Here is a 26321-nt window from a genome sequence, read left to right as displayed (position 1 = left end):
GCCAACGGGACAGTTTTGTTGAGTGCGAGTCAGTCCTTCGACATGTCACTCGCCGAAGTGCTGACGCACAGGAAGTCCAGTTACCGATACGGCCGGATGTCCACTGAGGACTTGGGAACGTTGCTGAGCTGGGCGGCCGGGCCACAGCGGATGGTTCGTGACCACCAATTCAGCATGGCGCCGTCCGCGGGCGGCCTACCCTCCCTCGACATGTACGTCATCGCCCGCGATATCAGCGGCGTCCGACAAGGTGTGCACAGATATTCACAAGGGACGCTTTCCCTGCTGCTGCAGGGCGATCCCGCCCCCGCGTTACGTTCCGCGCTGCTCCAGCCCGAGTTCGCCGACCGCGCCGCAGCGGTTGTTGTCATCGTCGCCCGCCTGGACACGACGTTGGTCAAGTATCCGGTCCGGCACTACCGGACGTTGCACGTCGACGCCGGAATCCTGGTACAGAACCTGTATCTCGTGTCGACCGCGCTCGACCTCGCCGGTTGCGCCATCGCCGGTTACGACGACGCCGTGGTGACCGATCTGCTCTCGCTCGACGAGACTGCCTTCCCCGCGATGCTTTTCGCTGTTGGCAGGCAAATCTGATCTCATGTAAGTGCCCCGGTTCCGATGATCACCACTCGCCGGGTGGCCGAGCCGTTTTCCTACAAGTCCGCGCGGGCGTTGTTCGCGGGTACCGGTCGGGAAGTTCGGGTGAATCTGGCGGTCAGGCGTACGCCGCGCCCTCATGTGACCATCCGCTACCTGGAGCCGGAGTTCACTACGTTGTTCCTCAACGGTTTGCGTGGCGCGGTAGTTGTCAAGTCCAATTGAGACGGTTTGTGTCTACAGGGCTGGTTGTGACTGTGGAATGGGTTGGTTGATCCAGACTGCCTCGGGCAGTTTGGGTGGCCGGGGTCGGCGGGTGAAGCGTTCGGGGTGTGCGGCGTAGGCCCGGTTGAGGGTGGTTTGGCGTTGGGTCTGGATCTGCTCGGCGGTGCCGAAGTGGACCGAGGCCGGGGTGTGCATCCCGATCCCGGAATGCCGGTGTTCGTGGTTGTAGGCCAGGAAGAAGCTCTCGCAGAACGCGCGGGCGTCGGCCAGTGACCCGAACCGGTCGGGAAAATCCGGCACGTACTTCATCGTCTTGAACTGGGCTTCGGAGTACGGGTTGTCGTTCGAGGTTCGGGGGCGGGAATGCGACCGCAGCACGCCGAGATCGACCAGGAGGTCGGACACTGGTTTGGAGACCATCGCCCCGCCGCGGTCGGCGTGGATGGTGTGCGGCTCGACCCCGTTGCGGGCGACCGCGTCAGCGAGGAAATCCTTGGCCACGACCGCGTCCTCGGCCGCGGCGACCAGCCAGCCCGTCACATAGCGGGAGAAGATGTCCAGCACGACATAGCACTTGTACCAGACGCCTTTGACCGGTCCTTTCAACGCGGTGATGTCCCAGGACCACACCTCGCTGGGGCCGCGGGCGATCAGCTCCGGGCGGACCCGGGGTGGATGGGTGGCCAGCCGGCGGCGTTCGGACACCTGCCCAGCCGCGCGGGCGATGCGGTACATGGTGGAGATCGAGCAGTGATATCGGCCCTCGTCCAGCTCGCGGGCCCAGACCTGTGGGATCGCCAGATCCGCGTAGGTCGGGCTGGTTAGCAAGGCCAGCACGGCTGTGCGTTCGGTGTCGGTCAACGCCGAGGGCGGTGGTTGGCGCGGTAGCCACGGACCGTGCTTGGCCGGCGGCGGGTTGGCGCGCCGGTAGTAGGTCGCGCGGGAGATCCCGGTCAGCGCGCACGACTGCTGCACCGAGACCTCGGCTGCGCGTAGTTCGGTGAACGCGGCCGTCATGACGTCCTCGGCGGCTCGTCGTTCTCCGCGCTCTCGGAGAGTCCTTCCAAGAGCGCGTGTGCTTTTCCCATGATGTCCAGCGCTATCCGGGTTTTCGCCAGGTCGGATCGCAGTTTCTCGTTCTGGCGGCGGAGTTTCTCCAGCTCGATCTGCTCGGCTGATTTCTTCGAGCGTTTCGCCGGTGTCGACGGGTCCGCCGGGCCGCTGGTCAGGGCGGCCGCGTCGCGGGCGCGTGTCCACTCGATGATGTGCGAGGAATACAGGCCTTCCCGGCGCAGGATCGCGCCTTTCTCGCCGTTGGGGGCGTTCTCGTACTCGGTGACGATCGCCAGCTTGTACTCCGGGCTGAACACCCGCCGGGACGGACGCGGCGCGGGATCGCCCGCCGGTGTCGACGGGATGGGCTGGTCGTCAGCGGGAGTGGACACGTACACAAGGATCTCCGATCCCGCCCTTGGTCAGGAACCCCGGTACTCACACCGGGTGTCTCACACGATCCTGACAAAGAGGGGCGTGGCCAGCCGCGGCGGGGAGGACGCGGGCTATCGCGGCCGTGAGCTGGCTCGCAATGGTGCGATCGGTGGGTTGGCGGTGGCCACTGGCTTGCGGTTGCAGGAGTTCACCTTTCTCAGTTGTCTGCTCTGCCCGTTGGCCGTCTTCGCTCCCCACCATGCGATGAACTTGTTGCGGCTCAAAGCGTTCTTCACCCGGCAATGGCGAGTGATGCCCGCTGCCCAGTTCATGGCCGTGTTCGGGGCCTACGCGCAACGCATTCACCAGATTCTCGACCGCTACGAGCCCGAGGTCGTGGCCTCCGCCGCGGCCGAGGTCACAACGAGGTCACCGCACTCAAGCAGCGCCTCACCCAGTCGGCCAGCACCATCGCCGAACTCACCGACTTCCGGACCCAAGACCTCGCCCAACTCGCCGCCCAACACGACGAGATCACCCGCTTGCGGGCATCCGTCACCGCGGCCAGCCGCATCCCGCGACTACCACGCCGAGCGGCGACCATCGGCTCCTGCAGCTAACCCTCAGCCACAGGCCCAGCTATGAATCGACACAGCCACCGCAACAAAGGGAGGATGGCCGCATGGACCCCCAGGCGAGAGAACAACCACTGGCAGGCGGAGTCGACCACGCCGGCGCAGTCGTCCGCGTCGAGGACACCGTGCGCCGACCTGGGGGTCCCGCCGCGACCCAAGTCCGCTTCTTCCTGACCTACCTGGACGACGTGGGCTTCACCGGCGCCCCACGGTTTCACGGCCTGGACGAACACGACCGCGAAATACTCGACTACCTCGACGGCCAGGTCGCAGTGCCCCCGTTCCCGGATTGGGCGGCGGATGAGGATCTACTGATCAGCGTCGCGCTGCTGCAACGTGAACTACACAGGGCCGCCGCAGGTTTCCGATTGCCCGCGGGAATGCACTGGCCTTCTCGTCAGCTTCCCCCTGGAGCACAAGGCGATCTGGTTTGCCACACCGACCTGTGTCTGGAGAACGTCGTCGTCCGCGACGGCCATGCCGCGGCGTTCATCGACTTCGATCTGGCGACACCAGCCCACCCACTGTTCGACATCGCGATCGCGGCCCGCCACTGGATCCCGCTGCGCGATCCGGTCGACATCGCCGACGCCCGCGCTTCCACCGATCTGATCGGCCGCTTCCGGCTGCTCGCCGGCGCTCACCACCTCAATGCCGCACAACGCGAACAGGTGATCAGCATGCTGCTTGGCTTCCTGGACAACGCGTTGCGCAGCACCCGTTGGCGCGCCGAGTCCGGCCACCCCGGCTTCGCGAGGATGTGGGCTGACGGCTACGAAGGGATGAACCGCCGATCACGAGCCTGGCTGACCGACCATGCCCACGACCTGAGTAACCCCGGCCGCCATCAGCCATGGTGATCTACGACACGCTGACGTCGCCACAATGCAACACACCCAGCGAACCGGGTGGCGAACGATCCCGCAGTCCAGTCGCAACACGGACTCAATCACACACGGCGACTGCGGACACAAGGCATTCCTTCGTGACAGCGATGGATAGATGGTCACACACCGGGTTCATCGGTTAACCACCGTTCACATCACGTGCGACAGCAAGCTGCCGCTGGTTGTGTTCCCGCTCGCGAGCTAGATCGTCCGCACGCCGTCGAGCGAGCATGTCCTGCACGACGCGTTCGACCGCCACCCACGTCCTGACCCACTTGGCGCGTTGCTTGCACCGCACATCCTGAGTGGCGACAGCAATCTCATGTTCGGACGCCCGCCCGGAGCTGAATGCGGGATCTTTGATGGCCGCGTCCGGATCGCTGTAGTCGAAACCCGCTTCCGCCATGCATCGTGACCACGCCCCCGCGGCCGCGATGACTGGCGGAGCGGTGCGGGTGACCTCGTGACTACGCATGCTCAGCTCGAAACTCACCGGCTCCTGGCCCGGCCGCGCGTCAGGCACGAGCGTCTGATTGGCTTCGCCCGCACAACCTTCAGGCGACACTTCGCGCCCGCCGACCTTACCGTCGCGTGTGCCCGTGATGACCGCGACGACATCCGGCGGCGGCTGGTCGGCGACCGACTTGGCTTTGACGTCACTCGTGGCGAACACTGCCGGGTCGCGGTATCCGTATTTGGCCGCCTCCCCGGCGTCGACCAATCCGTGCCGCCGCAGTTTGGCAGCGTCCCGTTCAGGATCGATCATCGGCAAGGTGTAGGTGATGCCGTGACTGGCGAGACACCGTTCCATCAATGTGTTGCGCGCCTTGAGAATTTCCAGCTCCTGCAAACGCACGACACCCAAACGCCCGACCTGCGATAACGCGACTTCGGCATGTCACGACAGGTCCGTTGAACGCGGTTGGGGCGGTCCAACTCAGCGGATTGCTCCCCATCTGCTCCCATCTCGCGCTCCCGATTGCGGAGAGAGCCAAAACCCGCGTCCCCTTGATATGTCCACAAAGGACTCTCACAAGTGGAAAGATGCACAGGCCGGGCCTCATCCCCGCGCCCGGGTCGCGAACCGTGCCCGGCCAACACCCAGCCCGGCTGCGACAGCGGCCGCGCAGACCAGCCCAGCGACGAGCACGCTGGGCGAGGCGAGCACCGCAACGGCGGCCAGCGGCAGGACCCATGCGGCTGCGCCCTGTCTGGTGTGACGTGCGTGCAGCATCCAGACGGCGAAGAAGTAGAGGGCAGCTGGGATCGTCACGCCGAGTGTGGCGGCGGTTTGCGAGATGTGGATGCTTCCCACCGAGTGCTTGACGGCCACCTCAAGGCCGGCGCCGATCGCCGCGACGGCAAGGAAGACGACGTAGTGGCCGTAGCCCCAGACGAAGGCCTGGCGGTTGGAGCGCAGATGCTGCTCGGCCGAGTTGGCGAAGTAGATCCACCACGCGGCGAAGCAGATGAGCAGTCCACCTGCGGCGATCGGCCACAACTGGCGCAACGCCTCGTGGCCGTCCACTGCGGACTGGACGGCGATGGTGGTGGCCGCGACCGACTCGCCCAGCACGATGAGTGTGAAGGAGCCGTAGCGATCGGCGATGTGGCCCGGATGCCAGCCGATCTCGGCCACTCGCTCGGCCACCACCGGCACGGCGAGGTCGGCGATCGGTCCGATGAAGTAGGTCCAGCTCCTTGCCCCGACAGGGATCCAGGTCACCCAGAGCACCCAGTACAGCTGGACCAGAAGCATTCCGACGGCGTAGCGCAGGGCGACGGTCCGTTGTTTGCCTGTGGTGGCGGCCGCCGCCCGAAACCACTGGGCCGCCATCGCGAAGCGCATCACCACATAGCCGGCCACGGCGACGGTCAGGTCAGAGCTGGCAAAGGCGTCCGGTACGCCGGCGGCCATGATCAGCGCCCCGGCGATGACGACGAAGGTGGTGATCCGGTAGGGGACGTCGTCGGTGTCGTAGGCGGAGGCGAACCAGGTGAAGTTCATCCACGCCCACCAGATGGAGAAGAACACGACAAGGTAGCCCGCGATGCCCTGCTGGATATGGCCGTCGCCCAGTGCGTGCGCGAGCTGCGAGCCAGCCTGGGCGACGGCGACGACGACGCAGAGATCGAAGAACAGTTCCAGCGGGGTCGCGGTCCGGTGCCGTTCATGCCGCCCGCGCGGCCGCATCCGCATATTTCAGATGCCGTCGGGAGGCACGGGAACGGTATAGGCGTTCAGGAGCATGGAGATGGCAACGTAGTGGGCAGCGAGATGCACCAGTTCCGCCACGCCGGTCTCGCCGAACGCCGCCACGGCCTCGGCGTAGTTCTCCCCCGGCAGTGGTCTGCCCTGGTACAGCGCCGTGGCCACGTCATGCGCGACGAGTTCCTCACGCGAAAGCTCGACAGGGCGCTGACCGACGACCAGGTCGGCGACGGCGGTCGCGGGCAGCCCGACCGACCGCCCCACCCGGCTGTGAGCGTAGAGCTCGAAGGCGGCGTTGAGCCGCGCGCCGATGGTGAGGATCACGACCTCACGCACCCGAGGTGTCAGTGCCGAGTCGGTGAACAGCGCCTCGCTCCAGCCGAACAGCGGTTCGCCGAACTTGGGGAAATGCAGGAAGGCCGGGAACGGGCCGAGCAGAGCACCGTCCTCATCCACGCTGGTGAAGCCCGGCAACCCGCGGTCCACCACGGCACGGATGCGCGCGTCGAGAGCACGGTTGTCTTCGCCCAGCTTGTCGGCAGGGATCGGTTCGAGGCGCATTTTCACTTGGGGTCCCTCACTGTCAGCACCAGCTTCCCGGTCACCCGGCCCGTTTCGCCCAACGCGTGTGCCTTGGCGGCTTGCGCCAGCGGGTACGTGCCGGACACGTGCGGTCGCAACTGTCCTGACTCCGCCAGCGCGGCGATGCCTGCGATCCCCGTGTGGTCGTACTCGACCTGCATGGCCGTGGCGCGCACGCCCAACTCGGCCGCGCGCGTCTGCACTTCTGCGAAGTCGACGGGCAGGATCGACACCAGCAGGCCGCCCGGCCGCAGGGTCTGCAGCGAGCGCAGCCGGTCCTTGCCGAGGAATGGTTCGAGGACCACGTCGATGTCGCGGGCGTCGGCCACGAAGTCCTGGGTGCGGTAGTCGATCACCTCGTCAGCGCCGAGGGACAGGACGAAGTCGCGTTTGGACGCCGTGGCGATGACGTAGGCTCCGCGTGCCTTGGCGATCTGCGTCGCGAGATGCCCGACACCGCCGGCCGCCCCGTGGATCAGAACCCGCTGCCCGGGTTGCACCTGGGCGGTGTCGACGAGCGCCTGCCAGGCGGTCATCGATGCCAGCGGCAGCGCGGCGGCCTGTACGTGGCTGAGACCGGCAGGCTTGGGCACGAAGGCACGGGCGGGGGCAGTCACGTATTCGGCGTGGGCGCCGTGCCCGTTCGGGTAAGGCAGCATCCCGAATACCTCATCACCCGGCTGGTGTCGCGTGACGCCTGCGCCGACCGCCTCGACCACGCCGGACACGTCCCAACCCAGCGTGAACGGGGGCTCGCCGAAGCGCATCAACCCCGCGCGATGCTTCCAGTCGGTGGGGTTGAGGCCAGCGGCATGGACGGCGACGAGGATCTCGTTGCCGATCGGCTCGGGCCGTTCCACCTCGACTTCCTTGAGGACCTCGGGCTCGCCGAAGGTGGGAGAAGTCGCCCCTGACCAAGGAACTCGACCGGCTGACCCTGTCGATCGCGGCGGCGGCCGGCATCACCATGATCGTGATGTTCGTGCTGGGCCGCAGCCGCGGTGAGGCCTGGGACGTGCTGTTCGTCAGCGCTGTCGCCCTCGCGATCGCGGCCATCCCCGAGGCGCTCCCCACCGTGTCCCAGACGATCCTGTCCCTCGGCGGAATCGACCTCGCCAAGCGCAACGCGATCGTCAAGGAACTCCCGTCCGTCGAGACGCTGGCCTTCACGTCGGCGATCAACTCCGACAAGACCGGCACGCTCACCATGAACCAGATGACAGCGGTCGAGATCGTGACGACGGGCAACCGCTACACAATCTCGGGCACCGGCTACGGTCTGGAGGGCAGGGTGCACCACGACGTGGGCACGTCGCCGTCCGTCGACGGCGCGATCCTGCCCTACGTCGTCGCGAGCGACGCACAGTTGACCGACGGCCAGGTCGTTGGCGACCCCACCGAAGGCGCTCTCCTGGTCCTCGGCCACAAGGCGGGACTCGACGTCGGGGCGACCCGGAAGAAGTTCCCGCGCCTGGCCACGCTTCCGTTCGACCCGGCCTACAAGCTCATGGCCACGTTCAACGCCGCCACTGACAGCAGCGGGCGGCAGCTTGTCCGGTGCTTCGTGAAGGGCGCCGCGTCGGCGGTGATGAGCCGCGCATCCGCCGCCCTGACCGACGAAGGCCCGATCCCGTGGGACACCGAAGTGGAGAACCTGGCCGTCGCCCACCTCGAGCGGATGGCGAGCGGAGGTCTGCGGGTGATGGCGGCCGCCGTCCGCGATCTCGACGCGGCGGACTTCGACCCCGACGGTGACCTGCTCGGGTACGTCACCGACCTGCAGGTGACCAGCCTGGTCGGCATGGTCGATCCGCCCCGCGACGAGTCGAAGGCAGCGGTCGCGAAGGCGCAGGCCGCCAATATCCGGGTCCGGATGGTCACCGGCGACGACATCACCACGGGTGCGACGATCGCCTCCCAGCTCGGGATCCCCGGCACCGTCATCTCCGGCGCCGATTTCGCCGCACTGTCGGAGAGCGTCCGGCTCGCGCGCATCGACGAGATCGGCGTCCTTGGCCGGGTGGCTCCCGAGCACAAGGTCCTCTTCGCCGACACGCTGAAGAAGAACGGGGACGTCGTCGCGATGACCGGGGACGGGGTCAACGACGCCCCCGCGATCAAGGCGGCCGACATCGGTATCGCCATGGGCAGTGGCACCGAGGTGGCCAAGAACGCCAGCCGGATGATCCTGTCCGACGACAACTTCGCGACGATCGTCTTCGCGGTCGAGCAAGGTCGCAAGATCTTCGACAACCTGACGAAGTACATCCGCTTCGTGCTGATCCTGCTCGTCGTCTTCGTCCTGACGTTCCTCGGCGCCAGCCTGTTCAACATCGCCGCTGGTGAGCCGTTCAGCCCGGCCCAGGTCCTCTGGATCCACTTCTTCGTCAACGCCGCGTTCGGGTTCGCGCTCGGCTTCGACCGGGAAACACCCGGGCTGATGCGACAACGCCCGCGGCCGCGTGGCCAGTCGGTGCTGACACCGGGTCTGGTCACCACGGTCGGGCTTGTCGGGCTGTTCATCAGCGTCGCACTGCTCACCCTGATCGTCGTCGGCGAACGGGCTTTCGGAAGCCTCGAGATCGGCCAGTCCATCGCCTTCACAGCCTTCGCCCTTTGTCTGATCGTCGCCGCACTCGAATGCCGCAGCGGCACCGAGACCGTGCTCACGACGTCCACATTCGACAGCAAGCAGATGAACAAGGCGCTCCTCATCGAGGCCGCGCTGGCTGTGCTGGTCACGCAGATGGACGTCTTCAATCGACTTCTCGGGACCACCCAGATCAACCTGACCCAGTTCCTGCTGGCCCTCACGCCGGCCGTTGGGCTGCTGGTGTGCTGGGAGGTCGGCAAGCTCATCGCACGGCACGTGCGGCACGCGATCGAGTGACGAGTCAGCAGGTCGTGAAATGACCGCGTCGGGCGCGATCGATACCGCTCAGCAGGTGATCTAGCCGTCATGCGGGACGTCGTGATGCTCTGCCAATCGGCTCAGGTGATGCCGACGCCGGGTTGATGAATCCGACGGTGCCGACGGTTGGTGCCGACGCGTTGCCGGGAAGGAGCAAGCACCCGTTGCAAGCCCTCGACAGGCGGCGGGCGTAGGCCGCGCGCCGCTGGCGATGTTCAGCGCGCCGGATGCCCGGCGAGCACTCGGAACGAGGCCGTGACCACCTGTCGGATGCCGACCGGGGTCGCGGCCGCGGGCGCGGTGTTCGGCGCGTCGATGGGAGTGCGCACGCGAAGCGCGCCGGGAAGCGAACGGAATCGCAAGGGAGGTGGCAGCCGCAGGGCCTCACCGTCGACACCAACCTCGACCAGAGGCTGACCGGAATCGACCTCGAACTCGCGCGTGGTCCATTCCTGGTAGCCGGGGAAACGGTCGAGGTGCCCGCTGACTTCGGCCGCTATGAGCGCAGGCAGATCCCAAGCGCGATTCACCGTCAGGGTGACGATGCCGAGCACGCCGGCGTCCAGACGGCTCCTGGTGCCGAAGCCTTTGTGGCTGTTGAGGCGATAGACGCCGTTCGACACGAGCACGATGTCAGCGCTCCGCACGATCGCCCCGTCCGAGCGGGCGAAGCGCAGGTCGAAGCCCGGTGCGTCCGGGCCGAGCAGGTCAGGGAGGAGTTCCTCGGCAGTGGCCAGCTTGGCGTCACGGTAGCCACCGGAGTGCACGATGGCGGCGTACACACCGAGCGAGACGTTGTTCACGAACACGCGATCGCCGAGCATGGCGAGGTCGACGCGCCGTTCCAGGGCATCGCCGAAGGCACCGAGCGCGGCCGTCACATCGGCCCGGTCCAGTCCGAGGTCGAGCGCGAAGTGGTTGCGAGTCCCGGCCGGTACGCAGACGAACGGGATGTGGTGTCGCCGGGCGACGTCAGCGACCAGAGCTTGCGACCCGTCACCGCCAGCCATGCCGATCACGTCGGCGCCCTCGGCCACGGCATGTTCGGCCAGGACCAGCAGGTCGTCGCCGCGCTGGAGTACGACAGGGGTGATCCCGAGCTCGCGTGCCTTCTCCTCTAGCCCGAAGCGTTTCACCTTTCCGCCACCGGACCAGGGGTTCATCAGTAGTACGCCGTAGCTCGCCGGACCGACCGACCGGGTGGCGGTGGCCGGGGCCAGATCGTGGGCGACCGCCACCTTCAGCGCCGCCGTGGAGATCGCGATCAGCCCGATTACGACCGCCAACAACGCGAATGAGCGCACGTCGGGCAACGCGATGGTCGCGGCCAGCGTCACGACCACGCCGATCGCCGCGAGCACCCGGCGGATCCCGTGACGCACCAGCGCAGTCCACGCAGCAACCACCGCGAACAAGATCAACAGTACCGCCAACGGCAGCTGGACGGGGTACTGAACGAGGCGCCAGGCCACCACCACGACAGCGGCCACGAGCGTGATCAACGCGACTGCGGCGGCCACCCGCCGCCGGGGTGATGGCCGCTGTGCCGGCGAAGCGTTCGCCGGACCGGTGTGGACGTCCATCAGCTCGCCTCCGACCAGGAGTCGACGGATCGGCCTTCGTGCCGGTGCACGCGGACGCGGCGGTCAGTTTCGCCGGCGGCTGACGCGCCGCGCGGTGCGCCGCGCCGTGCGACGGGCGATCCTCCGTGACCCGAACATGTCCTACCTCCCGAAGATCATCGGCACGTCACTTGTGGCTGCCCGCCGCCGTTTCCAACGCGTGCAGCTCCTTCGCTTCCTCCGCCGAGACCAGATCGACGCCGATCAGGTCCAGCGGGCTGACGAAACCATCGCTGACACGAAACCCGCCGGCCGCCGCGACCGCGTCGCGCAATGGGATGGCCCACCGGTGCTCAAGCAGAAGCAACACCCCGGCCGAGCCGTTCGGGATCTCCTCAAGCACATCCCACGCGTCTTCGTCGGAGAACACCTCCAGACCTTCCACGGCCACCTCCGCACTGGCCATCGCACCTTCCTCGCCCGCGATTCCAAGGCCTGTCAGCGCAGCGATCTTGCTGCCGAGTTGGATCGCCTCCTCGTCGCTGATGTTGCTCAGATGGGCGACCTCGATGGCTCCGTCGCGGTGCTTGTGGACCGCGAGCGCGTCGATGACGCGAATGATGTCGCTCTCCCGCAGACGTTCCAGTTCTTCGATGACGCGGCCGTGGAGGTTCGGCTCCGGGAATCCCAGCACGACCAACTGCACGGGCCCGATTGTCATTGTCTTCCCTCCATTCCACGGAAGTGGTCGCCGTGGCACAACGCCTGTGGCAAAGGGTGCACGCCCTGTGCTTCCGGCTGCCTCATCTGCTGAGGGTGAGCTTTCCGGGCCTCACACGCTTGGCGCGATCGTGGCAACGGCTTCCGGCCGTCCATCTGCGCCTATGTCCGTGACCACATCTTCGCCGCGGCAGGCATGAACCAACACGGACTTCCAAAGGGATTGAACCAGTGACCCCTACCGTGTCAACGTACGACGTTATCGAGCGTGACCTGCGGAAACATGACTTCCGCATGTCATGACAGGTCCGGTGACAGCCGTTCATCGCAGGTGGGAGCAGTCCAACGCATCGGATTGCTCCCATTCTGCTCCCGTGCTCCCAACCTCGGAGAACGCCCGAACGCGCCCCCTGACCCAAGGGTGTCTACAAAGGACTTTGACGAGCGCGAACAAAGAAAATCGACGTCAACCAGGTGCGGTCCCCTGCACTTCAGGGGAATTCGACACACTTACCGCATATTCCGGCTGAGCCCGGATGCTGCTCGCCCGTTCTGTCGCTAGATGACGACGACGCCAACGACGTTCGACGTGGCCGAGGCGTACAGGTCCGTGCCCGGGAAGTACAGCCGCAAGTCCGCGGAGACCTCAACACTCAGCTTCAGGTTGAACGTCGAGTTCGGCTGACAGGACTTGGAAGTCAGATCCGCCCAACCCGACGCGCCGATCTTGATCTGCGCGAAGACGTCCAGGCCGAGCGTCAACTCACGCGACTCGCCTTGAGTGCCGAGCTTGCCCTTGACCGAGAGATTGTTGCCCTTCTTCAGCTTGACCTGTGTGCCGCCAGCATCCAACGTGAGCGTTGTCGGCTTGGCCATCGGCGCGGTAGCCGCCAGCGCGACAGCAGGCGTGGCGAACAGACCCAGTGCCGCGCAGGCGACTACGAGGATCCGTGCGAACTTGGTGATCATGACGGCCATGCTCGACCGCGCAGAACGACTCCGCTTGCGGAGACACCCGGAACCGCCTGATCAGGTGACGTGACGCCCAAGGCTTGCACCCACCGCTTCACCTCGTGGTTTTGTTCGTCAGATGTGGCGCTGGCTCCTCGCGAAGGAGAACCCGAACTGGGGCTACCGCCGGATCCACGGCGAACTCCCCGTTCTCGGCATCAAGGTCGCCGCATCTACCGTGTGGCAGATCCTCACCGACGCCGGTCATGTACGTGCTGGCGGTGATCGAACACGCCCATCGCCGGATCCGCATCCTCGGCGCCACACAACAACCGCTTCGTCTCGGAGACCTCCCTACGACGGTCCACGAAACTCGTCACCTCGGCGGGAAGACCGCCCACCAGCCGACGCGGCCTGGTATGCGCTGTCATGGGTTTCGGTCTCTCCCTTGTTCGTTGATCCAGACGGCGAGCTGGGTGCGTGTGCTGAAGCCGAGTTTGGTCAGGATGCGGTCCACGTGGCCTTCAGCGGTGCGCTGGGCGATCACCAGCCGCGCGGCGATGTCCTTGTTGGACAGACCCTCGGCGACCAGCTCGGCGACCTGCCGCTCCCGGCGGGTCAATGGCGCCAGCGGTTTGCCGTTGGTGGCGGGAACCGCAGGGGCAGGCTGAGGGCTTTCGCCGAGCGCGAGCGTGGCCAGGTCGATCATCCCTCAGTAGGACAGTGCGATCTTGTCGTAGCGAGCGGCGATCGCATGGAACTGCTTCAGACGCTGGAAACAGCGTTCGACCATGGTGCGCCGTCGATAGACAGTGCGGTCGAACACCGGTGGGCGGTCGCCGTAGTTGGTGCGATTCGGGAAGGTCTCGCCCAGCAGTCGGCGCAAGTCCTGCCGCGTTCGGCAGGTACGCAAGTCCGGCAGCCCAGTCCACCCGACGGTTGCCAGTCCCTCGCCAACGGCCTGCTCCGCCCGTTCCCCATGCTGCCCTGCCCTGACCATCCACGCTGAGGCTGTCATGTGGCCCTCCCGTACACACCCATCGCCTTGTCACCCTTTATTCGAGGCCAGATGCCATTGCGATACAAACTCCTGCCACTCGACGTCCACGTCACGCTGCGGGGCCGACTTTTGACATCCCACAGGAAACCGCAGGCTAAGCGGGTGTCGTTCCGCGCTCCGGTCAGGCACGGTCGGGCTCGGCCTGGGTCTCCGGTTCCGCGGCTGGCTTCGGGGCCCGTACGAACGCGATGCCGACGACGATCGCGCCGAACACGAGCACCGCGGCGACGAGGTAGCTGAAGCTGAAGCCCGCGGTCACCGCAGCCGGGGACGGGTCACCGGCGGTGCGTGCGGCGGCGATGCTGCTCAGCGCGGCCAAGCCGATGGCCCCGCCGACCTGGTAGGTGGTGCTGAGCAGGCCGGAGGTCAGGCCCGCGTCGTCGTCGGTCGCACCGGACATGGCCAGGCCCATCATCGCCGGGAACACCAGACCACCACCGAGCCCGAACAGGATCAGCGCGGGCAGCACGTCCAGTGGATAGCTGCCGTCAGCGGGCGTGCGGGCGAACAGCAGCAAGCACAGCAGAATCGAGCACAGCCCGGCGATGATGGTGGTCCGCGGCCCAAACCTCATCAGGCAGGGACCGGACAGCCGCAGCGCGGTGATACCCATGGTCAGCGCGGCGGGCAGGAACGACAGGCCCACCTCCAGCGGGCCGAACCCCAGCGCCTGCTGTAGGTACAGCGCGCCGAAGAAGAAGACCGCGAACATGGCCGCCACCATGAGCAACTGGATGGCGTTGGCGGTGGCGACGGCGCGTGAGCGCAACAACCCGAGCGGCACCAACGGGTTGCGGACACGGGCCTGACGTACCAGGAAGGCGGCGACCAGGACCACGGCGCCCGTGCCGGTCGCCAGCGTCTGGGCCGACGTCCAGCCGCTCTTGCCGACCTCCAGGATGGTGTAGACCGCGAGCATCAGGCCCGCAGTGAGCAGCACCGCGCCCAGCCCGTCGGCGCCCCGGCCCAGCCCGATGCCGCTCTGGTTCGGCACGTAGCGCAGGCTCAGCAGCAGCGTGAGCAGCCCGATCGGCAGGTTGATCAGGAAGATCCAGTGCCAGTTCAGGCCGTCGGTCAGCGCGCCGCCGAGCACCAGGCCGAGGGAGCCGCCCGAAGCGGTGATGAACCCGTACGTCCCGATCGCCTTCGCCTGTCTGTCCGGCTCCGGGAACATCGTGACGATCATGCCGAGGATGACCGCCGAGGTCAGCGCCCCGCCGACGCCTTGGAAGAAGCGCGCCCCGACGAGCATCAGCTGCGTCTGCGACACCGCGCACACCACCGAGGCGAGGGTGAACACGGTGAGGCCCACCAGGTAGACGCGGCGTTTGCCGAGCAGGTCGCCGACGCGGCCCGCCAGCATCAGCAGGCCGCCGAAGGCGATCAGGTATCCGTTCACCACCCAGGCCAGCGCGCTCTGCTCGAAGCCGAGGTCCTGGCGGATGCTGTCCAGCGCGACGTTCACGATCGTCGCGTCGAGCAGGATCATCAGCTCACCCAGGCACAGCACCGACAGCGCGATCCAGCGTCCGCGCTCAGTCAGGGTGTTGGCGGTCATACGGGCGGTTTCCCTCCTCTGGTGGTCCCAGGCGTGCGCCTGGGGTCAGTCGTCAAGGCCGAAGCCGACTTCCTGCAGGGCCATGGCCAGTTCGTCCTGGTCGAGGTCGGCAAGGACGACCGGCTCCGGCTCGGCGGCCAGCAGTCCGGTGACCACGGTGACGCACTCGTCCAGCCAGCGCTCGACGTCGGCGCGCTGGTGCACGTCCGGCGAGAACTTCACCGCGATCTCCAGGTCGCCCGCGCTGACCTGCGCCGCGATGTCGATCAGGTAGCGGCGCGGGCTGTCCGGGCTCTGCTCGGCGCTCAAGGATCCCGGCACCGCCGACAGCAGCGGGTTCGCCTCGCCGCCCGCGTCGAACACGCCGAGATAGTTGAAGCTGACCTGGCGCTCGGGCACGTCATGCAGCGGGTGCTCGGGCGGGCAAGCGCCGAGGTGGCGCAGCAGGCCCCACTCCAGGTGCCTGCCCCGGGTGTCGTCCAGCGCGCGGCGCACCCGCGGCACCGCGTCGGCGGGCCGCCCGCACCCGGCGATGTCCAGGCGCAGCGGCGCGATCGCGGTGAACCAGCCGATGGTGCGGGACAGGTCGACCGGCAGTTCACGCTCCAGCCTGCCGTGGCCCTCGACGTCGATGGCGAAGGACTCGTGGCCGGTCCAGCGCGACAGGCTCCAGCCGACCGCGGCCAGCAGGACTTCGTTGACGCTGGCCTCCCCGCCGCGCGGCGCGGGCGCGCAGACCGTGCGGTTGAGCACGATCGAGTCGCCTTCGCGGGGCCGCTTGTCCGGTACGTCGGCGAACACGTCGCCGGAGTCGCCCAGCCGGGCCAGCCAGGCGTCGGCCAGCGCTGTCCCGTCGACCAGCTGCGCGCGGCGGACAACACGGTGAGCCCAGTCGAAGAAGCCCATGGTGCGGGCAGGCAGTTCGCCGCCACCGTCCGCGAGCAGCAGCACAAGGTCGTCCTCGATGATCCGCCACGACACGCCGTCAACGGCGGCGTGGTGGATGACCAGCGCCAGCTGGGCGCGCGACTGGTCGGCGAAGCGCAGCAGCGCCGCCCGGACGATCGGCCCGTCGGCCGGGTCGACGCCGCGGTGCAGCGCGGACTCGACGGCGTGGACCTCACCGTCACCGGTGACCGAGTGCACCTCGAAACCGAGGCTGTCCGCGGGGTCCCCGGCCGCGACCAGCCGCGGGCCGTCGGGGGTTTCGGTCAGCCGCAGCCGCAAGGCGTCGTGCTGGGCGATGAGGGCCAGCAGCGCCGCTTCGACCGCGTCGGGCTCGATGCGGTGGTCGAGTTCGTAGCGCATGCCCATGGTCAGGTGCGCGCGTACGTCGATGCGGTCCGCAGTCTCCAGCCACCAGTCGAACACCGGAGGCAGTTCAACGGGCGCGGTCGCGTCGATGTCGTCGACCGGGTCGGGCAGCGCGGAGAGCTGGCCGGTGCCGGCGAGGTGGGCGAGCAGCGCGGCGACGGTCTTGTGCTCGAACAGGTCCAGTGCACTGAACCGGATGCCGCGCTCGGCGGCGCGGGTGACGACCTGGATGGCCCGGATCGAGTCGCCGCCGACGGCGAAGAAGTTGTCGTCGCCGTCCACGTCGGGGGCGGCGAGCACCCCGCGGAACACCTCGAGGAGGCTGGCCATGTGCGGGCTGGACAGCGCCCGCTCGGCCTGCGAGCTGCGGCGCACGGTGTGCACCCGCTCCGCCGGAATGCCCAGCACCGTGGCGACATCGGCCGCGTCGACCGGGCCGTCGGCCGACACCGCGTGCCCGAACAGGTCAGCGGGCAGGAGCGGCGCCACGGCGCTGCCCCCGGCGAGCAAGCCGATCAGCACGCGCCGGTCGGGCGCGTCCAGCGCCACGTGCAGCGCGGCCAGGCCCTGCGCGGGCGTCATCCGGGCGAACCCGCGCCGCTCGGCCAGCGCGGTCAACTCGGCGGGCGCGCCCGCCGCCATACCGACCTGCTGCCACATGCCCCAATCCAGGCATATGTCTCCGCGCTCGGAGCGCACGGCGTGCGCGGCCTGGTAGGCGCAGGCGCCCGCATAGTGCGCGAAGCCCGCGCCGCCGAAGAACCCGTTGACCGAACTGAACATCACCACCGGAGCGGGGCGCGTGGCGAGTGCGGTGTCGAGGCTGTGGCAGAGCCGGATGCGGTCGCCCGCACGGCGCAGCGCCCGCACGTCGTCGACCTGCCCGCCTGTCATCAGCGCGTCGATCTGCTCGACCACCGAGCCCTCGCCGAGCAGCGCGAACACGGCGTCGAACGGGGCGTCGGCGGCCTCGACCACGGCGGTGAGCGCGGCCGGGTCGGTGGCATCGACCGGGTGGTAGTCGAAGCGAGCGCCGGAACTGGCCGCCGCTTGGGCCGCCAGGTAGTCCAGCGTCTGGGCACGGGATCCGCCCGCGTCGGCCGGGCCACGGCCGATCACGGTCAGCCGCGCACCGAAGCGCTGCAGCAGGTGCTGGCAGAGCAGCGCGCCGACACCGCCAAGGCCGCCGATGACCAGGTAGTGCCCACCTTCAGTGAGCACTCGGGCGGGGGTGGCGGGGATATCGCTCGCGGTCAGCGGCTCCAGGGTGGCGACCAGGCGCGTGCCGTCGCGGTAGGCGACCCGGGTCTGGCCCGGCGTCGCTGCCTGCTCGGCGAGCAGCTCCTCGTCAACGGCGCCGTCGACGACCTTGATCGACAGCTGTGGGTGCGACTGGGCGAAGCTCTCGGCCAAGCCGGGGAGCGCGGCGTTGCCGATGCCCGCCTCGGTCCCTGTGACGGTGAACGCCTCGTCCACCACGAGGACGAGCGCGGGCGGGGCGTCCTGGCCTGCCGCAGCCCGGCACAGCGCGCCCCAGCGGGCATGCGCACGTTCCAGCGCGGCGACCGCACGATCGGCCGCGTCGGCGGTTTCGGGGACCGCACGCACAGCGGTGTCAACGACCGCGTCGAGTCCACCCAGTCGACGCGCAGCGTCGACCAGTAGCGCGGCAATGTCGGCGTGGTGGTCGGAGCGGTAGCGGGCGCGGCCGTCAGCGTCGAATCCGGCGTACGCCGCGCCTTCCGCCGCGGCCAGCGGCACATCCGCCGGAGCCGGGCCGCCGAGCCACAGCACCCGCCGGTCGACGCGCGGCGCGGCGGACGCGGGCAGCCAGCGCTGAACGAAATGGAACTCGGGCAGGCTGGCCGGTTCACCGACGCCGCTGTCACGCTGGAGCACGATCCGGTCGGCGAACTCGCCGGCCAGGAACCCTTGAGCCAGCGGCGGCCTGCGGATCTTGCCGATGGCGGTCCGCGGCCACTGCGCCGGGTCCAGCTCAACCACCGCGATCGGGCGCAGGCTGAACTCACTGAGCAGGGCGGCTTCGACGGCCGCCGGGTCCGCGGCGGCGTCGTCGGCCGAGCTGACGAAGACGACCAGGTCATCGGTGACCGCGTCCGGCCTGCGCACGGACACCGCGGCGCAGCAGCCCTGCCGGACGCCGGGCACCGTCTCGACGGCGCCTTCGAGCGCGCGGGCGGCGAAGTTGAGGCCGTTGACGATGATGACGTCCTTCTCGCGGCCGGTGACCACGAGGCTGCCGTCGACCATGAAGCCGCAGTCACCCATGCGCAGCCAGCCGTCCGGGCTGAACGTGTCGGCGTTGGCGGCGGGGTTGCGGTAGTAGCCGTCGAAGATCTGCAGGCCGCTGACCTCGATGCGGCCAATGACGCCTTCCGGGCACACCTTGCCCTCGGCGTCGACCACGCGCATGGCCACGCCCGCCATCGGGGTGCCGACCTCGACGAAGGCGCTGCCGCCACCGGGCAGGGCGCGCACCACGCGGTGGTCCAGGCCGCTGTCGGACAGCCAGTGCACGTTGTCGTGGCGGCCCGCGACCAGGTTGTGCGCGGCGATGATCGCCGAGCTGGTCTCGGTCATGCCGAACACCGGCTTGATCACGTCAGGACGCAGGCCGTGCGGGGCCAGCAGGCCGAGGAAGCGCTGGTTGCCGTCGTGGGTGACGGCCTCGCCGCCGTTCTCCCACAGCTTCACCGGGCTCAGGTCCCAGCTTCCGCGAGTGATCTCGGCGGCCTGCTCGTTGAGCATGTTGAAGCCGAAGTTGGCCTGCCAGGCCAGTGTAACCCGGTGCTTGGCCATCAGGTCGAGCATGCGGGTCGGCTTGGCCATGACGTAGGCGGTGTCGACGTGGATCTGTCGGTTGGCCAGGCAGAGGTCGCGGATGTGGTGCTGGACCAGCCCGCCGACGTGGTCCACGGCCAGCCAGTTCAGCGACACCTCGGCACCGCGGTCGAACGCGAACTCACGGCAGACCGCCTCGGCCAGCGACACCAGGTTGCGGTGCGAGAGCGGGACGCCTTTCGGGGCGCCCGTGCTGCCGGATGTCAGCAGCATGACGGCGTGCCTGCCGATGGTCCAGCCGGCGTCGGCCAGCGGCTCGTGGCCGCGGGCGTCCTCCAGGAGCAGCGTGCGCGCGGCCAGCCCGCGATCGGCCAGTGCCGCCTCGGTGGCCTTGGCCTGGGTGGCAGTGGTGAGCACGAGGTCGCGCGTGAGCATGGTGTCCGGCCCGAGAAGATGCCACATCGGGTTGCCCGCGCCGTCATACGGCGAGGCTGGGGTGATCGGCACGGCCAGCACACCGGACAGCACACAGGCCCAGATGCCCGCGAGCAGGTCGGCGGGATCGGCGCAGTGGACGATCACCTCGTCGCCCTCGCCGAGCCCGCGGGCCTTCAGGAACGCGGCGATGCGGGCAGCGTCGTCGAGCAGGGCGCGGTACGGCAGTTCCCGCTCGGTGCCGTCGCCGTCGACTAGGAGGATGCCGCGGCCGCTGTCGGCGGCGGCGCGCAGCCGGTCGGCGAGGCTGTCGACGGGCGGTTCCAGTACGGCGCCAGCCAGCTCAGCGAGCCGGTCGTCCGGGTAGTGGCCGCCGTTGGCCTCGAACTCCGCGGGCAGCAGGCGAGTCGCGGGCTCCGGCGGGGTCGTCAGCGCGCGCAGCCGCACGGGGCCGCCGTGTGCGTCGGCGAGGACGCGCTCGGCGTGGGCGAGCAGCCAGTCGTCGGGCAGAGCCAGATCGGTCAGGGCGGCGTAGTCGACCGAACCACTGTCGGTGCGTGGCAGTGCGGGCAGCACGGCGACGCCGAGCGGGTGGGCCCAGTCAGGCAGCACCTCGGCCAGCCGCCCGGTGTCGGCGCCCTCGGCGACGTGCAGCACGAGCCGCGCGCGGTCGGTGCCCTGGTCGCGGGCGAGCAGGGCGGCGTCGGCGAGCCCGGCGTCGGCCAGCGCGCGGCGCACCAACGCGGGCGAGAGCCTGCGGCCCGCGAAGCGCAGTGTGTCGGTTTCCGCGAGATCGAACTCGATGGTGCCGTCGCTACGCTTGCGCGCCCGGTAGTCGGTGATCCAGGTCTGCTCGCCCCGGTCCGTGGCGACCAGCTCGGCGGGGGTGTCGGCGACGAGCGGCAGCACGCCCGCCAAGCCGAGCCTGCCCCACGCGTTGTCCGGGATGGGCCGGCCTGCTGGGTTGAGCACCCGGTGGCGGCCCGGCACGCGCCCGCGCGGACCCTGGCCGGGCGTCTCAGGGTCGAGGTCGGCGATGACGAAGTGGTCGCCGAAGCCGTGCCGGTGCACGGGTCCCCCACTGGGCGGGACCGCACCCCACGTCAGCCACACGTCGAAGCCGTCGGCTCCGGCCGGAAGGGCGTGCCCCGGGAAAGCGAGGACGCCGCGTCCGTCAGTTGCCGAACCCGCGGATGCCAAGTCGATCCGGGGCACACCCGCCAGCAGCGCGGCGCAAACCACCGGCAGCCATGCGTCCACCCGCCAGTCGGCGTGCGCCACAACCCGCTCGGCGGTCTCGGGCAGGTCCAGCCCGCCCAGCCAACCCGCCGGGTAAGCGACACACCCGACCAGCGGCTCGGCAACCACCAGGGCGTCCGGGCTGACGACCGAGCCGGCGGCGGCAGCGTCCGGGCCGACCCACGGGGTCGCCCCGGCCAGCCAGGCGGCCAGGCAGCCGACCAGCACGTCCACCGGTTCGGCGGCGGTCACCGGCACCGCTTCGCCCGGCGCGGGGCCGGCCAGCGCGGTGACGGCCGCGTCGATCCGCGCGGCCAGCTGCGTGCCGGAGTGGCCGGACACCGCCGGCCGGTCGGCGCGGTCGTGCAGGACCGCGTGGACGCGCTTGGCGACCTCGGCCGGATCGTGGGATGCGAACAGGTTGGACTGCACGGCAGGCTCCTCGGACGGGTGGGTCAGGACTGCGAAGTGGACGCCATGGCGGGTTCGCGCCTCGCGGCCTTGCGCTCGGCCGCGAGTCGCAGCCATGCGGCGATGAACGCCCGGTTGTTGGCGCGCCAGCGGTTCACCGGGCGCTCCGGGTCGTAGTTGGCCGGCACCGGCGGGTTCTCCCCGCGGGCCACCGCGTTGTGGTACTCCAGCGCTAGCCTGCCGGTCGGGTAGTCCTGGTGGCCCTGGAGCATCAGGTAGGCGCCGTCGGCCGACACGACCGTGGCGTGGCCGCCGTTGACGCACCAGTCCAGCGGCACGAGCGCGCCGGACTCGACAGCCGCGGTGTACGCCTGCGGCTCCATCTCGGCGTACCGGCTCTGCGGCAGCCAGTACGAGTCATCCAGGCCACGCATCAGCTCGTGGTCGGGGCGCAGGTTGGTCATCTCGTAGACGCCGGACAGCTTCTCGGGGAAGTGCTGCTTGTCGATGTCGAAGAACACCTTCGCCACCACCTGCGCGCCCCAGCAGACGCCCGCGACCGAGCCGACCCGGGTACTGGCGTCCCGCAGCGTCTCGACCACCTCGTCCCAGTAGTGGGCCGCGGTGAAGTCGGGGTTCTTGTCCATCACGGACCCGCTGATCAGCAGCGCGTCGCAGGAGTCGATGGCGGCATCGTCGTAGAACTTGTGCGTGCGGGCCAGGATCTCCTGGTCGCTGCTGCGGTACGGGTGGTCGCGCAGCCGGAGCCATTCGATGTCGGTGCCCGGCGGCACCACGTCGCCGATGTAGTCGAGGTAGACCTCGGCCTGGGGCATCACGTTGAGCACGGCGAGACGGAAACGGGTCATCGGGCAGTCACCTCGGAAGGGGTTGTGGCGTCGAGCGCCGCCAGCAGGTGGCGCGCGACGTGTGTGGCGTGTTCGCGGATGAAGTAGTGGTCACCCGGCAGGACCACCAGCTCGTGGTCGACGGCGAATCGGCCCCAGCTCAGCCAGCCGTCGGCGTAGTCGGTGGTCAGCGGGTCGTCGGCGCCGATGAGGCAGGTCAGCGGCGCGCGTAGGCGGGTGCGCCCGTTCTCCAGTGCCCGCCGGAAGTAGCGGCGGGCCTCGGTGCCGTCGTGGCGCAGCAGGCGGCCGATGGTCTTGGCCTCCTCGGCGCTGAGGCCGCCGAAGCCGCCGAGCTTGGCGAACTGCCCGGCCAGCTCGACGTCGTCGACCGGGGCGAACGGGTCGTCGTCGAACGCGTCCGCGTTGTTGGGCGGGTAGGACGCGCCGACCATCAGGCCGCGCAGGTCCGCCCCCGCCCGTTCAAGCAGGGTGGCGACCTCGGTGGCCAGGGCGACGCCGCCGCAGTGGCCGTAGACCACCATAGGCCTGCCCGCGAACGCGGCAGCCGCCTCGGCTACCGCGCGGGCGACGGCGTCCACCGGCTGCAACTGCTCGTCGCGGCCGTCGTGCTCGTGACCAGGCAGACGCACCGCGTACAGCGCGACCCGGTCACCGAGTGCGTCGGCGACCGGCTGGTAGACGCCTGCGTGCCCGCCGCCGTACGGCACGCAGATGACCACGGGCGCCGGGTCGGCGGCGCTGAGCCGGACCAGCGGCCCGCGCGAGCCGTCGCTGCGGGACAGGTGCTCGGCCAGCGCCCGCACCGACGAGTACCGGTAGAGGTCGCTGATCGCGACCGGCAGGTCAGGCACCCGGCAGGCACGCAGTGCCTTGAGCGAGTTGCCGCCGAGGTCGAAGAAGCTGGTCTCGACGTCGATGGTGGCGACATCGACGTCAAGAACCTTCGCCCAGTGCTCGGCCAGCCGCGTCTCCAGCTCGCCCTCCGGCGGCACCCGGGTGGCCGCGGCCGCGGCGAACTGCGGGGCAGGCAGGTCGCGCCGGTTGACCTTGCCGTTGGCGGTCAGCGGCAGCCGCTCCAGCCATACGTACGCCTCGGGCACCAGCTGCTCGGGCAGCCGGGCCCGCAGCCACGACCGCAGCTCAGCCGCGAGCTCGTCGCCGACGCCGGGCTGGGTGGGCACGATGTACGCGGCGAGCCTCCGGTCGCCCGCGGCGTCGGTCGGCGCGGCCACCAGGCACGCGTCGACCGCCGGGTGCTCACGCAGCACGGCCTCGATCTCGCCGAGCTCGATGCGGATACCGCGGATCTTGACCTGGAAGTCGATCCGGCCAAGTAGCTCGATCACGCCGTCATGGCCGAAGCGAGCCAGGTCGCCTGTGCGGTAGAGCCGCTCGCCCGGCCGGGTCGGCCACGGGTGCGGGATGAACTTTTCCGCGGTCAGCTCCGGCCGGTCGAGATAGCCCGCGGCCACCCCGACTCCGCCGAGGTGCAGCTCGCCGGGCACGCCGACGGGCGCGATCCGCAGGTCCTCGTCGAGGACGTACGCGGTCTGGTTGGCCATGGGCGTGCCGTACGGGATGCTGCGCCAAGCCGGGTCGACCGCGCCGAGGAGATAGAGCACGGAGTCGACCGAAAGCTCAGTCGCGCCGCCCGCACTGACGAACTGCACGCCGGGGAAGGCGGCGCGGACCCGGTCGGGCTGGGTCAAGGGGATCCAGTCGCCGTCGAGGACCGCCAGCCGCAGCGTGTCGGCCCGGTACGGGCGCTCGGCGGCCACATCGAGCATCGCGTCCATCAGGGCGGGCGCGGAGTGCCACAGGGTGATTGCCTCGGTGCCGATCAGGTCGAGCCAGTGCTCGGGGTCCTTCTCCCGGCCCGCGTCCGGGAACACCAGGCAGCCACCCGCGTTGAGGCTGCAGAACAGGTCGCACACCGAGATGTCGAAGCTGAGCGACGACACACACAGCGTCCGGTCGTCTGGCCCCATGCCGAAGCGGTCGCAGTAGTCCTCGACGTTGTTGACCCGGCCGCGGTGGTCGAGCATGACGCCCTTGGGCTTGCCCGACGACCCCGACGTGTAGATCACGTAGGCCAGCTCGTCCGGGCCGACCTCCAGCTCCAGCGGCGTCGTGGTGTGCTCGGCGATCTTGGCCCAGTCGCCGTCCAGCGCCAGCCGCGGCACGTCGATGCCCGCGGTGGCCTCGGCCCCGCGGCCCCAGGTGAGCAGTGCGGCAGGCCGGGCGTCGTCGATCATCGCGGCGATGCGGCCTGCCGGGTAGGCCGGGTCGAGTGGGACGTAGGCCGCGCCCGCCTTCATCACCGCGAGCATCGCCACGACGGTGGCGGTGGACTTCTCGGTGCAGAGCCCGACCCGGTCGCCCCGGCGCACGCTGAGGCCGACCAGGGCGTGCGCGAGCTGGTTGGCGCGGGCGTCGAGTTCGGCGTAGGTGAGCCTGCCGTCGACAGCGACGATGGCGGGCGCGTCCGGGCGCACCGCGGCCTGCCACTCGGCGAGCCCGTGCAGGGTGCGGTCGAGATCGAAGGGCTTGTCGGTGGCGTTCCACTCGCGCAGCACGCGGTCGGCGTGCGGCCCGGCGACGGGCTCGATCTCCCACAGGCCGCGGTCCGGTCCGACGCCAAGGCGCTCGACCAGCAGCCGGAACTGGTCGATCATCGCCTCGGCGACGGCGCCGTCGACGCGGTGCTCGTAGTAGGTGAGCACCAGCATGATCTGCTCGCCGGGAAACGCGCGCACAGCGACCGGGTAGTTGGTCGGGCCGGTCCAGCCGTAGTCGACGAGGCGGATGCCTGCCCAGCTCTCGGTGTGGCCGTCGTCGAGCGGGTAGTTCTGGTAGCTCAACAGGGTCTCGAACAGTGGTTTGCCACGCTCCACATCGGACAGTTCCTGCACCCGGGACAGCCCGGTGAACTGGTGGTTCTGCACCTGGAACAGGTCGCGCTGGATGCCGCGCAGCCAGTCGCCGACACGCTGTTCGGGATCGATGCGCACCCGCAGCGGTACGGCGTTGATGAACAGGCCGACCATCTGCTCGACGCCCGACAGCTCCGGCGGCCTGCCCGCCGTGGTGGAGCCGAACAGCACTTCACGCTCGCCGCTGTAGGCGCTGAGCAGCCGGGCCCACGCGCCGTGCACGAGCGCGCTCAGCGACACGCCGAGCCGCGCGCACTCGGCCTGCACGGCGGCGCTCACGTCCGCGTCGAGGGTCGCCGAGAGGGTGATCTCGGTGCCCGCGCCGCCTTCGTGCACTCCCTCGCCGCGGTCCACGGCGAGCCTGGTGGGTGCGCCGACGCCCGCCAGGTACTCCTGCCAGAAGCGCTCGTCAGCCGCGGTGTCACGGTCGCCGAGGAAGGAGATGAAGTCGCCGAACGGGCGCACCGGGGCGGCGTCGGTGGTCCGGCCGTGCGTGATGAGGTCGGCGTAGCACTGCAGCGCCTCGTTGAGCACGATCCCAAAGCTCCACCCGTCGAGCAGGATGTGGTGGTGGCTCCAGACGAACAGGTGCCGCTCGTCGGCGACCTGGCGCAAGGTCAGGCGCATCAGCGGCGCCCTGGCCATGTCGAAGCCGCGGGCCCGGTCCTGGCGCAGCAGCTCCTCCCAGTCGGCGTCCGGGTCGGTCCGGCCGCGCCAGTCCTGCCAGTCCACCGGGACGACGGACTTGCGGCCCACCACCTGCACGGGCTCCTTGAGCCGCTGCGACGCGAACGCGGTGCGCAGCACCGTGTGGCGCGCCACGACCCAGTTCCACGCCTGCTCGAACGCGGCCAGGGCGAGAGGGCCCTCGATGGCGCAGCGGATCTGCTCGAAGTAGGTCGGCTCGCCCGGCCTGCTCAGCGTGTGGAACAGCAGGCCCTGCTGCAGCGGGGACAGCGGGTAGACCGCTTCGACGTTGTTGGCCAT

General features: G+C 69.3%; 20 protein-coding genes and 1 pseudogene. 5 read left to right on the top strand and 16 right to left on the bottom strand.

Annotated features, from left to right (window positions below):
- Window positions 1-42: 42 nt before the first annotated feature.
- Both LWC34_RS03865 and LWC34_RS03860 read left to right on the top strand, forming a co-directional pair.
- On the top strand, window positions 43-597 hold the full coding sequence (locus LWC34_RS03865; protein ID WP_233723016.1) for a SagB family peptide dehydrogenase: 555 nt from the start codon (window positions 43-45) through the stop codon (window positions 595-597).
- A gap of 24 nt (window positions 598-621) precedes the next feature.
- On the top strand, window positions 622-825 hold the full coding sequence (locus LWC34_RS03860) for a hypothetical protein (protein WP_233723015.1): 204 nt from the start codon (window positions 622-624) through the stop codon (window positions 823-825).
- 12 nt (window positions 826-837) lie between these two features.
- On the opposite strand, the gene LWC34_RS03855 is transcribed toward LWC34_RS03860, so the two are convergent.
- Window positions 838-1842, bottom strand: coding sequence for an IS3 family transposase (locus tag LWC34_RS03855; protein ID WP_233723014.1), 1005 nt, complete (start codon window positions 1840-1842; stop codon window positions 838-840).
- Complete coding sequence (locus LWC34_RS03850; RefSeq protein ID WP_233723013.1) at window positions 1839-2270, bottom strand: hypothetical protein; 432 nt, start codon at window positions 2268-2270, stop codon at window positions 1839-1841. The genes LWC34_RS03855 and LWC34_RS03850 overlap by 4 nt, the downstream gene beginning before the upstream one ends.
- 55 nt (window positions 2271-2325) lie before the next feature.
- On the opposite strand from LWC34_RS03850, the gene LWC34_RS03845 reads away from it, so the two are divergent.
- Complete coding sequence (locus LWC34_RS03845) at window positions 2326-2898, top strand: hypothetical protein (protein ID WP_233723012.1); 573 nt, start codon at window positions 2326-2328, stop codon at window positions 2896-2898.
- 37 nt (window positions 2899-2935) lie between these two features.
- Window positions 2936-3748: a phosphotransferase gene (locus LWC34_RS03840; protein WP_233723011.1), complete on the top strand. Its 813-nt coding sequence runs from the start codon at window positions 2936-2938 to the stop codon at window positions 3746-3748.
- Between the two features lie 166 nt (window positions 3749-3914).
- Here the strand turns inward: LWC34_RS03840 and LWC34_RS03835 are convergent, their stop codons facing one another.
- From LWC34_RS03835 to LWC34_RS03820, 4 genes are all read right to left on the bottom strand, one after another.
- Window positions 3915-4631, bottom strand: a complete 717-nt coding sequence (locus tag LWC34_RS03835; RefSeq protein WP_233723010.1) for a hypothetical protein — start codon at window positions 4629-4631, stop codon at window positions 3915-3917.
- A gap of 204 nt (window positions 4632-4835) precedes the next feature.
- Complete coding sequence (locus LWC34_RS03830; RefSeq protein ID WP_233723009.1) at window positions 4836-5969, bottom strand: low temperature requirement protein A; 1134 nt, start codon at window positions 5967-5969, stop codon at window positions 4836-4838.
- A gap of 9 nt (window positions 5970-5978) precedes the next feature.
- Window positions 5979-6548: a carboxymuconolactone decarboxylase family protein gene (locus LWC34_RS03825; RefSeq protein ID WP_233723008.1), complete on the bottom strand. Its 570-nt coding sequence runs from the start codon at window positions 6546-6548 to the stop codon at window positions 5979-5981.
- Window positions 6549-6550: 2 nt separating this feature from the next.
- Window positions 6551-7429, bottom strand: coding sequence for an NADP-dependent oxidoreductase (locus tag LWC34_RS03820; protein ID WP_233723007.1), 879 nt, complete (start codon window positions 7427-7429; stop codon window positions 6551-6553).
- Window positions 7430-7479: 50 nt separating this feature from the next.
- Here LWC34_RS03820 and LWC34_RS03815 point away from each other — a divergent pair, with 50 nt between their 5' ends.
- Entirely contained in the window at window positions 7480-9459 is a 1980-nt protein-coding gene (locus LWC34_RS03815) for a cation-translocating P-type ATPase (RefSeq protein ID WP_284051491.1), read from the top strand.
- Between the two features lie 236 nt (window positions 9460-9695).
- On the opposite strand, the gene LWC34_RS03810 is transcribed toward LWC34_RS03815, so the two are convergent.
- From LWC34_RS03810 to LWC34_RS03765, 10 genes and pseudogenes are all read right to left on the bottom strand, one after another.
- Entirely contained in the window at window positions 9696-11063 is a 1368-nt protein-coding gene (locus tag LWC34_RS03810) for a diacylglycerol/lipid kinase family protein (RefSeq protein WP_233723006.1), read from the bottom strand.
- Between the two features lie 166 nt (window positions 11064-11229).
- Complete coding sequence (locus tag LWC34_RS03805; protein WP_233723005.1) at window positions 11230-11763, bottom strand: hypothetical protein; 534 nt, start codon at window positions 11761-11763, stop codon at window positions 11230-11232.
- A gap of 557 nt (window positions 11764-12320) precedes the next feature.
- The gene (locus LWC34_RS03800) at window positions 12321-12731 is read right to left on the bottom strand and encodes a hypothetical protein (protein WP_233723004.1); all 411 of its coding nucleotides are present in this window, start codon (window positions 12729-12731) and stop codon (window positions 12321-12323) included.
- A 233-nt stretch (window positions 12732-12964) separates the two neighbouring features.
- Window positions 12965-13144: a hypothetical protein gene (locus LWC34_RS03795; RefSeq protein WP_233723003.1), complete on the bottom strand. Its 180-nt coding sequence runs from the start codon at window positions 13142-13144 to the stop codon at window positions 12965-12967.
- Complete coding sequence (locus LWC34_RS03790) at window positions 13141-13422, bottom strand: response regulator transcription factor (protein WP_233723002.1); 282 nt, start codon at window positions 13420-13422, stop codon at window positions 13141-13143. The genes LWC34_RS03795 and LWC34_RS03790 overlap by 4 nt, the downstream gene beginning before the upstream one ends.
- Window positions 13423-13425: 3 nt before the next feature.
- Window positions 13426-13533: pseudogene (locus tag LWC34_RS03785) on the bottom strand (IS5/IS1182 family transposase); the annotation flags it as partial.
- Window positions 13534-13894: 361 nt separating this feature from the next.
- Window positions 13895-15331 (bottom strand): MFS transporter, encoded by a 1437-nt coding sequence (locus tag LWC34_RS03780; protein ID WP_233723001.1) that lies wholly within the window; start codon window positions 15329-15331, stop codon window positions 13895-13897.
- Window positions 15332-15376: 45 nt separating this feature from the next.
- Window positions 15377-21649, bottom strand: coding sequence for an AMP-binding protein (locus tag LWC34_RS03775; protein WP_233723000.1), 6273 nt, complete (start codon window positions 21647-21649; stop codon window positions 15377-15379).
- The gene (locus LWC34_RS03770) at window positions 21577-22401 is read right to left on the bottom strand and encodes a homoserine O-acetyltransferase/O-succinyltransferase family protein (protein ID WP_233722999.1); all 825 of its coding nucleotides are present in this window, start codon (window positions 22399-22401) and stop codon (window positions 21577-21579) included. The genes LWC34_RS03775 and LWC34_RS03770 overlap by 73 nt, the downstream gene beginning before the upstream one ends.
- Window positions 22398-26321 carry a non-ribosomal peptide synthetase gene (locus LWC34_RS03765; protein WP_233722998.1) on the bottom strand — a complete coding sequence of 1308 codons (3924 nt, stop codon included), beginning with the start codon at window positions 26319-26321 and terminating at the stop codon, window positions 22398-22400. The genes LWC34_RS03770 and LWC34_RS03765 overlap by 4 nt, the downstream gene beginning before the upstream one ends.

This window comes from Kibdelosporangium philippinense (genome assembly GCF_021390435.2).
In the GTDB taxonomy this organism is placed as follows: Bacteria; Actinomycetota; Actinomycetes; order Mycobacteriales; family Pseudonocardiaceae; genus Kibdelosporangium; species Kibdelosporangium philippinense.
The sequence above is the reverse complement of the archived record's forward strand: the minus strand, read 5'-3'. Positions and strand labels throughout refer to the sequence as shown.